The 14,797-nt window shown below is 29.4% G+C and carries 15 protein-coding genes; 14 read left to right on the top strand and 1 reads right to left on the bottom strand.

Annotation, left to right across the window (positions count from 1 at the left end; genetic code table 11):
* The first annotated feature begins 1 nt into the window (after position 1).
* The 14 genes from fabD (at position 2) to RDX53_RS07045 (ending at position 13,717) form a co-directional block, all read left to right on the top strand.
* A complete protein-coding gene (fabD, locus tag RDX53_RS06980) occupies positions 2 to 937 on the top strand; it encodes an ACP S-malonyltransferase (RefSeq protein WP_195930673.1) in 936 nt (311 codons plus the stop codon).
* A 58-nt stretch (positions 938 to 995) separates the two neighbouring features.
* Positions 996 to 1,736: a 3-oxoacyl-[acyl-carrier-protein] reductase gene (fabG, locus tag RDX53_RS06985; RefSeq protein WP_307993896.1), complete on the top strand. Its 741-nt coding sequence runs from the start codon at positions 996 to 998 to the stop codon at positions 1,734 to 1,736.
* Positions 1,737 to 1,757: 21 nt separating this feature from the next.
* Positions 1,758 to 2,993, top strand: a complete 1,236-nt coding sequence (gene fabF / locus RDX53_RS06990; RefSeq protein WP_226915079.1) for a beta-ketoacyl-ACP synthase II — start codon at positions 1,758 to 1,760, stop codon at positions 2,991 to 2,993.
* 12 nt (positions 2,994 to 3,005) lie between these two features.
* Positions 3,006 to 3,500 (top strand): acetyl-CoA carboxylase biotin carboxyl carrier protein, encoded by a 495-nt coding sequence (accB, locus tag RDX53_RS06995; RefSeq protein WP_307993897.1) that lies wholly within the window; start codon positions 3,006 to 3,008, stop codon positions 3,498 to 3,500.
* 9 nt (positions 3,501 to 3,509) lie between these two features.
* Entirely contained in the window at positions 3,510 to 3,932 is a 423-nt protein-coding gene (fabZ, locus tag RDX53_RS07000; protein WP_307993898.1) for a 3-hydroxyacyl-ACP dehydratase FabZ, read from the top strand.
* Between the two features lie 8 nt (positions 3,933 to 3,940).
* Positions 3,941 to 5,293: an acetyl-CoA carboxylase biotin carboxylase subunit gene (locus RDX53_RS07005; protein WP_307993899.1), complete on the top strand. Its 1,353-nt coding sequence runs from the start codon at positions 3,941 to 3,943 to the stop codon at positions 5,291 to 5,293.
* Entirely contained in the window at positions 5,286 to 6,143 is an 858-nt protein-coding gene (accD, locus tag RDX53_RS07010; RefSeq protein WP_195930678.1) for an acetyl-CoA carboxylase, carboxyltransferase subunit beta, read from the top strand. The genes RDX53_RS07005 and accD overlap by 8 nt, the downstream gene beginning before the upstream one ends.
* 28 nt (positions 6,144 to 6,171) lie before the next feature.
* Positions 6,172 to 6,987, top strand: a complete 816-nt coding sequence (locus RDX53_RS07015; RefSeq protein ID WP_195930679.1) for an acetyl-CoA carboxylase carboxyltransferase subunit alpha — start codon at positions 6,172 to 6,174, stop codon at positions 6,985 to 6,987.
* A gap of 72 nt (positions 6,988 to 7,059) precedes the next feature.
* The gene (locus RDX53_RS07020; RefSeq protein ID WP_007286046.1) at positions 7,060 to 7,512 is read left to right on the top strand and encodes a MarR family winged helix-turn-helix transcriptional regulator; all 453 of its coding nucleotides are present in this window, start codon (positions 7,060 to 7,062) and stop codon (positions 7,510 to 7,512) included.
* A 132-nt stretch (positions 7,513 to 7,644) separates the two neighbouring features.
* Positions 7,645 to 8,334: a peptidoglycan recognition family protein gene (locus RDX53_RS07025; protein WP_195930680.1), complete on the top strand. Its 690-nt coding sequence runs from the start codon at positions 7,645 to 7,647 to the stop codon at positions 8,332 to 8,334.
* A 49-nt stretch (positions 8,335 to 8,383) separates the two neighbouring features.
* The gene (locus tag RDX53_RS07030) at positions 8,384 to 9,253 is read left to right on the top strand and encodes an AraC family transcriptional regulator (protein ID WP_307993900.1); all 870 of its coding nucleotides are present in this window, start codon (positions 8,384 to 8,386) and stop codon (positions 9,251 to 9,253) included.
* A 61-nt stretch (positions 9,254 to 9,314) separates the two neighbouring features.
* Positions 9,315 to 10,202 carry a RelA/SpoT domain-containing protein gene (locus RDX53_RS07035; RefSeq protein WP_195930683.1) on the top strand — a complete coding sequence of 296 codons (888 nt, stop codon included), beginning with the start codon at positions 9,315 to 9,317 and terminating at the stop codon, positions 10,200 to 10,202.
* A complete protein-coding gene (locus tag RDX53_RS07040; RefSeq protein ID WP_307993901.1) occupies positions 10,203 to 10,994 on the top strand; it encodes a Cof-type HAD-IIB family hydrolase in 792 nt (263 codons plus the stop codon).
* A gap of 176 nt (positions 10,995 to 11,170) precedes the next feature.
* Positions 11,171 to 13,717: a PEP/pyruvate-binding domain-containing protein gene (locus RDX53_RS07045; RefSeq protein WP_307993902.1), complete on the top strand. Its 2,547-nt coding sequence runs from the start codon at positions 11,171 to 11,173 to the stop codon at positions 13,715 to 13,717.
* A 229-nt stretch (positions 13,718 to 13,946) separates the two neighbouring features.
* On the opposite strand, the gene RDX53_RS07050 is transcribed toward RDX53_RS07045, so the two are convergent.
* The gene (locus RDX53_RS07050) at positions 13,947 to 14,618 is read right to left on the bottom strand and encodes a Crp/Fnr family transcriptional regulator (protein ID WP_307993903.1); all 672 of its coding nucleotides are present in this window, start codon (positions 14,616 to 14,618) and stop codon (positions 13,947 to 13,949) included.
* Positions 14,619 to 14,797 lie beyond the last annotated feature (179 nt).

Below are 14,797 nucleotides of genomic sequence, written 5' to 3' on the forward strand. Positions count from 1 at the left end.
TATGAATGAGAATATAGCATTTCTTTTTCCAGGGCAAGGTTCACAATATGTAGGCATGGGAAAAAGTTTATATGACAATATATATGAATGTAAAGAAATATTCGATATGGGTGATGAGATTTTAAATATGCCTATGAAAGAGATGATTTTTAATGGTAATGAAGATGATTTAAAAAGAACTAAATATTCACAACCAGCAATCCTACTTACATCGCTTGCATGTGCTAAGGCTGTAGAGCTTAGAGGAATTTCTGCTAAGTATACCTTGGGACTTTCATTAGGTGAATATGGTGCACTTGTTGATTCTGGTGTGATAAGTTTTGAAGATGGAATTAAACTAATCAAAAAGAGAGCTGAGATAATGGATAGTGCTATAAGCCCAGAAGAAGGAAGTATGGTGGCAGTTTTAAAATTAAGTCCAGAAAAGATTGAAGAATTGATAAAAAGATCAAGTGAATTTGGATTAGTCGAAGGTGCAAATTATAATTGTCCTGGTCAAACAGTAATTTCAGGAGAAGTAAAAGCTTTAGAGGCGAGTGTTAAAATAGCAAAAGAACTTGGTGGAAGGGCACTTCCATTAAAGGTAAGTGGTCCGTTTCACTGTTCGATGTACAAAGATGCAAGTTATAAATTTTATGAAGAAGTAAAAAAAGCAGATATAAATGATTTTAAAAAGGTTGTATATTCAAATGTAAAAGGTGCCCCCTATAAAAAAGACGATGATATAAAAGAGCTACTTAGACAACAAATAATGTCACCAGTTTTATTCGAAAAGAGCATAAGAGATTTAATAAACAAGGGTGTGGACACTTTTATAGAAGTTGGCCCAGGAAAAGCATTAAGTGGATTTGTAAAAAAAATAGATAAATCAGTAAAAATATATAATGTGTGTGATATTGATTCATTAGAAAGCACAATATCAAATTTGGAATTATAAAGAAATTATATATTAAAGTGGCTTTATAAAACTTATAAAAGCTAAAATGGAGGATTTTATGTTAAAGGGAAAATGTGCTGTAATAACAGGTGCATCAAGAGGCATAGGAAAATGTATAGCTACAAAATTTGCAAAAGAAGGGGCAAATGTAGTTATTAATTATAGAAATAATGAGGAAGAAGCATTAAAAGTTAAAAAAGAATTAGAAGATTTAGGTTCTCAAGTATTAGTAGTAAAAGCAGATGTAAGCGAATTAGAACAAGCAGAAAATCTTATAAAAGAAGCAAAAAAAGAATTTGGAAGAGTTGATATATTAGTAAACAATGCTGGAATAACAAAAGACAATCTTATTATAAGAATGAAAGAAGAAGATTTTGATAGAGTAATAAAAACAAATTTAAAAGGGGCTTTCAACTGTTTAAAAGCAGTGACTCCGATAATGTTAAAGCAAAAATACGGAAAAATAGTAAATATGGCATCTGTAGTAGGTATGGTTGGAAATCCAGGACAAGTTAATTATTGTGCATCAAAGGCTGGATTAATCGGGATGACAAAATCACTTGCAAAAGAAATAGGAAGCAGAAATATCACAGTTAATGCAATAGCCCCAGGATTTATAGATACAGATATGACCAAGATTTTGAGTGATGATCAAAAGAAAAAAATATTATCACAAATACCATTAAATAAATTTGGAAATGTTGAAGATATAGCAAATGTGGCATTATTTTTAGGCAGTGAAAATTCAAATTATATAACAGGCCAAGTAATTCACGTAGATGGTGGAATGGCTATGTAATTCGAAAAATAGGAGGATTAAATGAAAAATAGAGTAGTTATAACAGGAATGGGGGCTGTAACTCCAATTGGAAATACAGAAACTGAATTTTGGGAAAATGCCAAATCTGGAAAATTAGGAATAGATACAATAAAATCAATCGATACAGAAGGATTAGATGTGAAATTTGCGGGAGAAGTAAAGAACTTAGACATAGAAAAATTTTTAGATAAAAAAGAATGTAGAAGATTAGATAAATTTACTCAATACGCACTGATTGCAAGTATGGAGGCGGTTGAAAATGCAAAATTAGATTTAAATCAAATAGATAAAGACAGATTTGCAGTTATAGTAGGTTCAGGTATTGGTGGATTTAATACTAATGAAAAAGAATTCAAAACGCTACATACTAAAGGGATAAAACGAATATCACCAATGTATATACCAATGACTATAATAAATGCAGCAGCAGCAAACATCGCAATTAAATTTGGGGCTAGAGGAATGTGTACATCAGTAGTAACAGCTTGTGCAACGGGAACTAATAGTATAGGAGATGCATACAGACATATAAAAGATGGTTATGCTGATATAGCTATAACTGGTGGTTGTGAATCATCAATTACACCGATTGCAATTGCAGGGTTTGCAAATATGAGAGCATTATCAACTAGCAAAAATAAAACTAAAGCATCAATTCCATTTGACAAAGATAGAGGAGGATTTGTAATGGGAGAAGGTGCTGGAATATTAGTAATCGAAAGTTTAGAACATGCTAAAAAAAGAGGTGCTAATATACTTGCAGAAATCGTTGGATATGGCTCAACATGTGATGCATATCATATAACTTCTCCATCACCAGAAGGAGTAGCTGCAGCAAATGCGATGAAAAACGCAGTCAAAGAAGCAAATGTAAAAATGAACGATGTTTCATACATAAATGCACATGGGACATCTACTTACTACAATGACTTATATGAAACTAGAGCTATAAAAAATGCTTTCGGAGAAGATGCGAAAAATATACCAATATCATCGACAAAATCAATGATAGGTCATTTATTAGGTGCAGCGGGAGCGGTTGAATCAATAATATGTGTAAGAGCATTAAATGAAGGGTTTATACCTCCAACAATAGGTTATACAGAAAGTGAAGAAGAATTAGATTTGGATTATGTTCCAAACAAAGGAAGATGTGCAGATTTAAAATATGCTCTTAACAATTCACTTGGATTTGGAGGACATAATGCATGTCTATTATTTAAAAAGTGGGATTAATCGGAGGACACTATGAATTTTAATGAAGTAAAAGAATTAATTTCTATTTTAGACGATTCAAAATTAGCTTATTTTGAATTGGAGAATGAAGATGGATATATAAAAATAGACAAGAGTATGTCTAGAGATTATGTATCTAATAAAATACAAAATGAAGTTTCAGCAATAGAAAATAAGGAAGAAAAACAACATAACAATACAATTTCTTCAAAAATAAATATTAAAGAAAATGAAAATATGACGAACAAGTCACAATTAGAAGAAAATATAGATTTTATAAAATCTCCAATAGTTGGTACATTTTATTCAAAATCATCACCTGATGCAGAGCCTTTTGTTCAAAAAGGGGACAAGGTAAGCAAAGGTGATATAGTTTGCATAGTCGAAGCAATGAAATTGATGAATGAAATAAATGCTGAATTTAATTGTGAGATAGTTGAGATTATGGCACAAGAGGGCAAGATGGTCCAATATGGACAAGAATTATTTAAGGTGAAAAAATTATAGGAGAAAATTATGTTAGGAGCAAAAGAAATCAAAGAAATTTTACCACATAGATATCCATTTTTAATGATAGACAGAGTAGAAGAAGTTGAAGAAGGAAAAAGAACAAAAGGATTTAAAAATATATCTATAAATGAAGAATTTTTCAATGGACATTTTCCAGATTATCCAGTAATGCCAGGAGTTTTGATATTAGAAGCTTTGGCACAAATGGGTGCTATTTGTATTCTTTCAAAAGAAGAATTCAAAGGGAAAATAGGTTTTTTAGTGGGAGCAGACAAAGTAAGATGGAAGCAACAAGTAATGCCTGGGGATAGATTAGATTTAGAAATTGAGATAACAAAATTAAGAGGATCTATAGGAGTTGGAACTGGGTATGCAAGTGTAGATGGAAAGGTAGTTTGCCAAGGTGAAATAATGTTTGCAATTGGGTAGGTGATAAGATGCTAAAGAAAATTTTAATAGCAAATAGAGGAGAAATAGCAGTTAGAATAATACGTGCATGTAGAGAACTTGGTATATCTACAGTTGCGATTTATTCAGAAGCTGATAAATATGCACTTCATACACAGATGGCAGATGAAGCAGTTTGTGTAGGGGGACCGCAAAGTAAAGATAGCTATTTGAATATGACTAATATATTAAGTGCATGTGTGCTTACTGGGTGTGAAGGGATTCATCCAGGGTTTGGTTTTTTATCTGAAAATCCTAAATTTGCAAAGATGTGTGAAGAGTGCAATATAAAATATATAGGACCAGATTATAAGATTATAGAACTTATGGGAAATAAGGCTAAAGCAAGAGAAGTTATGAAAAAAGCAAATGTACCTGTAGTTCCTGGATATGAAGGTGAAATAACTTCAGTTTCACAAGCACTTGAAATAGCAAAGGAAATTGGTTTTCCAGTAATGATAAAGGCAGCTGCTGGCGGTGGTGGAAAAGGAATTAGAATAGTAAATGAAGAAGGTGAATTTGAACACAACTATAACGCTGCAAAGTTAGAATCAAAAGCATGTTTTTCAGATGATAGAATTTATATAGAAAAATTTATACAAAAACCAAGACATATAGAATTTCAAATTTTAGCTGATGAATATGGAAATACAATTCATCTAGGCGAAAGAGAATGTTCACTTCAAAGAAATAATCAAAAAGTGCTAGAAGAAGCACCATCTACTTTTTTAAATCCAAAACTTAGAGAAAAAATGGGAGAGGTTGCAAAATGTGCAGCAAAGGCTGTAAATTATAAAAATGCAGGGACAATAGAATTTCTTGTGGATAAAGATTGCAATTTTTACTTTATGGAAATGAATACTAGAATTCAGGTTGAACATCCTATAACTGAAATGGTTACAGGGGTAGATATAGTTAAGGAACAATTAAAAATAGCATCGGGAAAGAAATTAGATTTGATTCAAGATGATATTTGTATAAGCGGAAATGCGATTGAATGCAGAATAAATGCCGAAGACACAGATAATAATTTTAGACCATCTCCAGGACTTATAAAAGAATTATATATACCATTAGGCCCAGGGGTTAGAGTTGACAGTGCAATTTATTCTGGATATGAAATACCTCCATACTACGACTCAATGATAGGAAAGATGATAACATATGGCGCTACTAGAGATGAAGCAATAATAAAGATGAAAAGAGCGCTAGGAGAATTTGCAATAGGAGGAGTAAAGACAAATATAGATTTTCAATACAGTATATTAAATAATAGAGATTTTGTAAAAGGAAATTATGATACATCATTTATAGCAGAAAAGTTGGTGAGAAATAATGCTTAAAAATTTATTTAGAAAACAAGAATATATAACAGTTAGTAGCAAACCACTAAAAGATAAAGAATTTATACCTAATATACCAAATGGAAAATGGATAAATTGTAAAAAATGTAAGAGTATAATTTATTTAGAAGATCTAAAAAATGATGATTATGTATGCCCTAATTGTAATTACCACTTCAATATATCTGCAAAAGAAAGGATAAATCAAATATTTGATAAAGATAGCTTTATTGAGATGTTTCAAGAAATAAAAGTTAAAAATCCACTAGAATTCTCAGGATATGAAGAAAAGTTAAAAAAAGCTGAACAAAAATCTGATTTAGAAGAAGGTGTACTTTGTGGGGTTGGAAATATAAATTCAAAAAAAGTAGCAACTGCAATAATGGATAGTAATTTTATGATGGGAAGTATGGGAAGTGCTGTCGGTGAAAGAATTACAAGAATTATAGAATATGCAACACAAAATAAACTTCCGCTTATTATATTTACTGCTTCTGGAGGAGCTAGAATGCAAGAAGGAATAATTTCACTTATGCAGATGGCAAAAACATCTGCAGCAATAGCAAAACATGATGAAGCAGGACTTTTGTATATAAGTGTAATAACAAATCCAACAACAGGAGGAGTAACCGCTAGTTTTGCAATGCTTGGAGATATAATAATCTCTGAACCAGGAGCAATTTTAGGATTCGCAGGGCGTAGGGTAATTGAAAATACAATAAATCAGAAATTACCAGAAGACTTCCAAAGTGCAGAATTTATGTTAGAAAAGGGATTTGTAGATGATATTGTAGATAGAAAAAATTTAAAAAATTATTTATCAAGAGTACTTAAATTACATGGAATATAAAGAGAAGAATATCTAAAGGTGGTGGTAGATGTTGAAGGATAAAAAGAATGAAGTATGGAATATTGTAGAGATAGCGAGAAATAAAGAAAGACCAAACGTACGATTTTATATAGAAAATATTTTCGATGATTTTATTGAATTCCATGGTGATAGAAATTTTAGAGACGACAAAGCAGTAATAGGTGGAATTGCATCAATAGATAAAATAAGTGTAACAGTAATAGGAGTTAATAAAGGTAAAAATCTAAAAGAAAATGTAGATACAAATTTCGGAATGGTTCATCCAGAAGGATATAGAAAAGCATTAAGACTTATGAAACAAGCTGAAAAATTTAATAGACCTATAATATGTTTTGTCGATACACCAGGTGCATATTGTGGAGTTGGGGCAGAAGAAAGAGGCCAAGGTCAGGCAATTGCACAGAATTTAATGGAAATGAGTAGACTAAAAACACCAATAATATCAATAATAACAGGAGAAGGCGGCAGTGGAGGGGCATTGGGACTTAGTGTATCTGATAAGGTGTATATGCTTAAAAATTCGATTTACTCTATTTTATCTCCAGAAGGATTTGCGACAATTTTATGGAAAGATTCATCAAGAACTAAAGAAGCAGCAGAAGTTATGAAAATAACAGCTTTAGACTTACTTAGTTTGGGAATAATAGATAATATAATAGATGAACCAATAGAAGGTGCACATACAAATCCTTCTTTAGTTTCAGACAACATAAAAAGACTCATAAATTCAGATTTAAATAATTTAATTGATATAAAAAAACAAGATTTATTACAAAAGAGATATGATAAATTTAGACAAATGGGTAACTTTTATGAAGTATAATATCAATTGAAATTATTTCTAAAATTTATTATAATACATTTAAGATTAAAATAAATATGGAGAGAAAATAAAATGGAAAAGAGAGCGGAACGATTAAATTCACTTTTGGTGCAATTATTTAATGATATTTTACATATAGAAGAAAAGGTTTTAAAAAGTTCTGAGATAAAAGATTTATCTATAACAGAGATACACACAATCGATGCAATAGGAACTCAAGGAAACAGAACTATGGGAGAAATTGCCCATGACTTAAGAATAACAGTTGGAACGCTAACTTCTGCAATTAATAGACTTATAAAAAAGGGCTATGCTGAAAGATCGAGAACGGAAGAAGATAGGAGAGTTGTGTTAGTAAGTCTAACTGAAAAGGGAAAGCATGCTTATAAAATACATGCAGATTTTCACAAAGAAATGGTACAAGCAACATTAAACTCTTATAACGATGAAGAACAAGAAGTTCTATGTGATGTAATAGAAAAAATAAATATATTTTTTGAGGATAAGTATGAAGGTCTCCAATAGGAGGCTTTTATTTTTTGAAATTAAGAAAAGTTAAGGAATTTAAAATGAAAAAAACATTTTTTCACGATATTATGTATATATGAGAAATAAAATGTAAATTGAGATACAATATAATATATGGGGGATTTTAGTATGAGCAAAAGACAATTAAAATCTATTGATATAGATTTTTTTAAGAAAAACAAGAATATAACTTTTTATCTTATAATGATAGTATTTTTAATTTGTCTATTAATAAGTAAATTAAATTTAAGTTATGGTTCTTCATCAAAATCATATGTAAGTGATAATGTACTTATAAATGGAACAAAAATAGGAAGAGCAGAAGTAATATCAGATAAATTGTTAGAAAAAGGATCTTGTATATCAGCACAGGTAATAAAACCTACAGATGTAGTAATACATCAAACTGCATGTATAGATGTTGATGCAGAACAGATGTATGAGTCATTAAAAAATGCAAATAGCGACCCATATGCGGGAACAAGTTATTCAAAATATAGAAAAGCATCGTGGACAATAACAGTAGGATACGATAAAATAATACAAAATGTTCCTTTAAATTGGCAGGCATATGCACAAGGAACAGAATACGGAAATTTAACTGGTATATCTATTGAAATCTGTATGTACAACAATATGTATAAACAGAGACAAGCTTATTTAAATGCTATAGAACTGTACAAGATTTTAAAAAATTATCAAGACGGATTAGGTTTAAAAAAGCATCAAGATTATAACGGCAAACAATGCCCAGAATGGTTACTTGAAGGACGATATGATATGACTTGGGATTGGTTTGAAGAAAAATGTAAGGAATAAACGTATAGTTTTATAATGCATTAGTTCTTATGAGAATGGAGGAATTTTTATGATTGATATAGTCAATTCATATGAGCAAAGAGCTAAGGAATTATACGAAAACTGTGATATATACTATAATAAAAATATATTTATAGCAAAGTCTAAATCTTTATATGAATCTATAACAAAATCAAGAGTACATAGTCACAATGAATATGAATTTTTTATTCCAAATAGTCCAATACCTTTTTTAATAAATGAAGACAGTATATTTTTTGGAGAGATAGGATATATATACACAATCAAAAGTCAACAAAATCATGGAATAAAGTACGGACTTTCTAATGTAGAATATACAGATATTCTTGTAAAGAAAGATTATCTACAAAATATAATGGATGAATTAAATTGTGAGGATAACATATTTAGTCATCCTATATACTTATCGAGAGAATTAAAATTTTATTTGCATATATTTGCAGAAGAATTTAAAAAATATGATAAAAAAGATTCAACTAAACTAGATATGATAGCAAATCTTTTATGTAGAGAGATAATTACAGGAAAGACAAATAAAACAATAGATATTTTTAAGGAAAAGCAAAGCTACCAAAAAGGTATATATTTAGTTGCAGATTTTATAAATCATAATTATAATAAAGAAATAAAAATAGAAGAGATGGCACAGTTAGCAGGGTTATCTAAAAATTACTTTGGCTCTGCTTTTAAAAAGGCGCTCGGAGAAACGCCACATTCTTACTTAATAAAGATAAGAATATCAAAGGCCAAAGTACTACTAGAAACAACAGACTATTCTTTAAGTGATATAGCTAAAGAAATTGGATTTAGAAAAGCTAGCTCATTTACATCTCAATTTAAAGCATCAACAGGTATAATACCTTCTAAATATAGAGAAAAAAGCAAAAAACACTATTAAATTCTATTCACTTGACAGAAGTTTAAATAAGCAAAATTAGTTAGGGAGGTAAGTATGGCATATGGACAGAAATTATTTTTTAGATATGTACGGTTTGGATGCACAAGATTTAATAGATTTAAATATAAATTGGGTTGATTTATATAACATACTACAAGATTATAAAAAATCTATTGATATTTGTGATGCTAGATTAACTTATGTTGCAAATGTGTTGAGGCAACATCCAAAGGTGCATTCTGTAAAAACGAGGGTTAAAGATCCAAAAAGGTTATTACAAAAATTAGTCAGAAAAACTCCTGACAGAAGAGAAAAATACGGTGATAATTTTAATTTTAGTATCCAAAACTATAAAGATGAAATTACCGATTTAATGGGAATACGTGTTATACATCTTTTTAAAGAAGACTGGGAAGAAATCCATAAATTTATAACAGAAAGATGGGAAGTAATAGAGATAGTAGCGAATATAAGAGAGGGTGACAATGTAGCCCCATTTGAAGAAAAATCTATTCCTGTAAGGTCTAGAATATCAGGATATAGGTCAGTTCACTATTTAATTAAATACGGTACAAAATACGATTCATCTATAATCGAAATACAAGTAAGAACTATTTTTGAAGAAGGATATGGAGAAATAGATCATCAACTCAGATATAGCCATGACTATGATATTCCCGACCTTTTAGCACAAAACTTAATGTTGCTCAACAGGATAGCCGGGAGTTCAGACGAGATGGCATCTCTTATAAATAAGTTGAATCAAAGTTTTAGTGAAATAGAAGCTAAATACAATAAAAAACTAAAGCATAAAAATGATATGCTCAGAGATTTGCGTAAAAAAATATATGAAAATGACTCTTTAAAACAAGAAGAAAGAGAAACAATAGTAAATGATATAGATAATGTAATTTTAGGGGACAGAGGAAAACACTTAAGGAGGAAATAAATGAGTAATAGAAAAATATTGTTCTTTGATATTGATGGAACATTAATTTCAGAGTCTAGTGGGGAGATACCAGAAAGTACAAAAACTGCTCTAAAGAGAGCTCAAGAAAATGGCCATATAACAATTATAAATACAGGGAGAACAAGAGCCTTAATTGAGCCAAGACTTCAAGATATGGGCTTTGATGGATATATTTGTGGATGTGGAACTTATATAGAAATCGGTGGAAAAGTTTTATATTATAAAACTATCGATAAAAATAAATACACTGATATTTTAAATATGTTAAAAGATAATGAAGCAGATGTCATTATTGAAGGAACAGAATATATATATATGGATTTGGAAACAGAAAATCCAGAAAAACAAAATAAAATTAAATTATTTATGGATAGAGGATTTCCAATAAAATCTTTAAAAAGTGAAGATATGTCTTTTGATAAATTTTGCTTTACATTAGAAAATGAAGATAAGAGAGATAATATTGTAGAATACTTAGAAAATGAGGACTTCGACTATATAGATAGAGGAGCCAATTTCTTTGAAGTTGTTCCAAAAGGTCATTCAAAAGCAAGTGGAATGCAGTTTTTATTAGATTATTTTAATTTAGAAAAAGAAGATAGCTATGCTTTTGGAGATAGCTATAACGATACTGCTATGTTTGAATATTGTCCAAATGGAGTTTTGATGGCAAATGGAAAACAGGATTTATCAAAAATCGTGAGCTTTATAACAAAAGATGTAGATGAAGATGGAATAGCATATGCTCTACAATATTTTAATATAGTTTAGATGAAGATACCGCAAATATAAGGTTTGGTTTTGCGGTATTTTTTAATTTAAATAAAAAATTAGATATAAAAGTTAGAAAATAAGATTAATATATAAATACTTATTTATATTAAGGATAAAAATATGTCATATGATACAATTTAAATTAAGAGGTTTTCTGCAAAGGAGGGGTTTTTGTGGATAATATTAGTACAGGTATAAAAGGTTTTGACGATATAATGGGAGGATTGTATCCTGGAGATAATGTTGTATGGCAAGTCGAGGATATAAATAACTATAAATATGTCGCAAATGCTTTTGCTAAAAAGGCAATAGATGACGGTAAAAAAGTAAACTATATAAAGTTTGGAAAGATGGAGCCGATAATAGACGATATAGATTCTATAAATTTATTTGAACTTGATTTAGATAAGGGGTTTGAAGAATTTACAATGTCGGTTAGAAATATAATAAAAACTCAAAGTGAAGATACAGTATATGTATTTGACAGTCTTACATATATTCAAAGAGGATGGTATTCCGATTTGATGACAGTTAACTTTTTTAAAGTTACATGTCCATATCTATATAAAATAGGAGCAGTTGCATATTTTTCTATAAAAAGAAATTCATATACTTATGACACAATAGCTAAAATAAGAGAGACAGCACAAGTTTTAATGGATATATATAATGTAGAAGGAAATTTCTATATACATCCTTTAAAGGTAGAAGATAGATATACTCCAATTTTATTCTTTCCACATAAGGTGGAAGGAGACAAGGTTACAACAATAACATCAAGCGGTGAAGCATCAAAATTATTTTCTCATTTTGACTGGAGAAATAAAAGATTAGGTTATTGGAGAATAAACTTCAACAAAGCAAAAGCAGCTCTAACACAAGATAAATTAACTCAAGATAAAATGAAACAAAATTTAATAGATATATTAGTAGGAAAAGATGCAAAGATAAATAAAATGTGCAATCAATATTTTACTTTAGCCGATATGGTCCAAATTGCATCTAGAGAAATAGGTACGGGATTTATAGGTGGAAAGAGTATAGGGATGCTTATGGCAACTGCTATTATATCTAAATCAGAAGAAACAAAAGACGAATTTAAAGATATATTAGAGCCACATGATTCATTTTATATTGGAACAGATGTATTTTATTCTTATATAGTTGAAAATGGATTATGGGATTTGAGAATGAAACAAAAGACAGATGAAGGGTATTTTAAATACGCAAAAGAATTACAAGATGGAATGAAAAGTGGAAAGTTTTCAGAGATGATAAGAGAACAATTTATGCATTTATTAGAATATTACGGTCAATGTCCTATAATTGTAAGATCAAGTTCTCTATTAGAAGACAATTTTGGAAATGCATTTGCAGGAAAATACGATAGCGTATTTTGCATAAACCAAGGAAATCCAAGTGAGAGATTAAAAGCATTTGAAGATGCTATAAGAACTGTATATGCGAGCACTATGAATGATGATGCACTTAATTATAGAAAAAATCGAGGTTTAGATAAACGAGATGAACAGATGGCTATACTTGTTCAGAGGGTTTCTGGAGATTATTATGGAGAGTACTTCTTCCCTCATATAGCAGGTGTTGCAAATTCATCAAATTTATATGTTTGGAACAAGAAAATTGATATGGATGCAGGAATGCTAAGGTTAGTATTCGGTCTTGGGACTAGAGCAGTAGATAGAGTAAACAACGACTATGTAAGAATAGTTGCTCTAGATGATCCTACAAGACTTTCTGCTATGACTATGAAAGACCCACGAAAATTTTCACAACATTATGTAGATGTCTTAAATTTAAATAAAAATAAATTAGAGACAATAAAGATAAATGATGCAGTCAAAAGTAATTTAAAAACACAAAGTAATTTATTTGGCTCAAAAGACAAAGAAACAGAAGAAAGACTTCAAAGAGTTGGCGTAGATACATCTAACATACCATTTATATTGAATTTTGAAAGATTATTGAGAAGTACAAAGTTTCCAGAAGCTATGAAAAAAATATTAAAAGTTGTATCTTCAAAATACAATTATCCAGTCGATATTGAATATACGGCCAACTTTGACAGACAAGGTAATTTTAAAATTAATATTGTTCAATGTAGACCGCTCCAAACAAGAGGACTTGGAAAGACTGTCGAATTGCCTAAATTAGAAGATAAAAATTCTTGTTTATTTTCATCAAAAGGAAACTTTATGGGTGGAAATGTGAGACTTGCAATAGATTATATAGTATTTATATCATCTGAGGAATATATAAAATTGCCAGAAGTAGAGAAATATAATATTGCTAGACAAGTCGGTATAATAAACAAAAAGCTAAAAGGGAAAAATGCAATGCTTATGGGCCCAGGTAGATGGGGAAGTAGTAATCCAGCACTTGGCGTTCCTGTTAAATTCACAGAATTATGTAATATGTCTGTTATGTGTGAAATAGCATACAGCAATAAAGATTTAATGCCAGAGTTGTCGTATGGAAGTCACTTTTTCCAAGACTTAGTTGAGACAGGTATATTTTATGTTGCGTTATTTGATAATAAGAGTGATGTAGTATTTAATGAAAGTAAACTTAAAAATAAAGAAAATATAGTAAAACAAATAGTACAAGATTCAAATATAAATCAAGATGTCATAAAAGTATATAACACGAAAGGTCTTCAAATCTATTCAGATATAAAAGAGCAAATCGTGACTTGTTCATAAATATTAAACACAAAGGACCCCCTAAGTTACACGAAACTTAGGGGGTGAAACTTTATTATAAGGATATGGTATTTTATTTAATACTAGTTTATGCACATAAACTAAATATAAGTTAAATTAATCAATAGTATGACTTATCTATAATTATATACTAATAAATAATATAAATATGTTGTTGTGCCAACGATGTATAAATTAAATATCAATATGGAGTAATTTATACTAATATTTATATATTCATAGAAAGTATTTCAAATTTATTTTTATTGTATTTTATAAGACCTTCTTTTTGCATATTGCTGAGTTCGTGAGAAAGAGCACTTCTATTTACACATAAAAATTTTGCAAGCTCTTCGCGATTATAAGGTATGGTAAATCTATCACTATTGTGTTTTTGCTTTTCTAATAATAAATATGCAATAATTTTTTGTCTTAGTTTATAATGAGATATTATCTTTATCTTATGATATTTTCTCATATTTTCATTAGCAATAAACTTAAGTACATCTTCTAATATTAAAAATCGATATTCCTCTGATATAAACCCCTTTTGAAAAATTACATCTTGATTAAATATAAATACTTCAGAATCAGTCAATGTATAGATTGAAAATGGGCTAATTTTTTCATATGTACAAGTAATTTCGAGTCCAAAAGAATAAGATGGTTCAAGTTTATTTACTAAACTTTCATCTCCAGTAGAGTAGAAATTAGATACTGCTAATTTTCCACTTAGAATTATCCCGATATAATCTATGTATTCGCCTTCATCTATCAATAAAGCACCTTTCTCAAAAAACTTTACACTACCTCTTAGTAAAGGTATTATTTCTCTTAAAGTCTCTTCACTTAAATTGTGAAAAGGTCTTGACTGAGCTAAAGCCTTTACAATCTTATCCATAAAAAATCCCCCCAAAATTTAAATAGATATTTATATGTATTAAATAAATTATAATTTAAATACATATAGAAAATCAATTGAAGTAAATAACAATAATAAGTTTAATTAAGTAGTATTTTGATATAATATGTAGATGAAAAAGAATTAGTTTAAGGAGAATAAAATGAAAAAATTTGATG

The sequence above is a fragment of the uncultured Intestinibacter sp. genome (assembly GCF_902468165.1).
In the GTDB taxonomy this organism is placed as follows: domain Bacteria; phylum Bacillota; class Clostridia; order Peptostreptococcales; family Peptostreptococcaceae; genus Intestinibacter.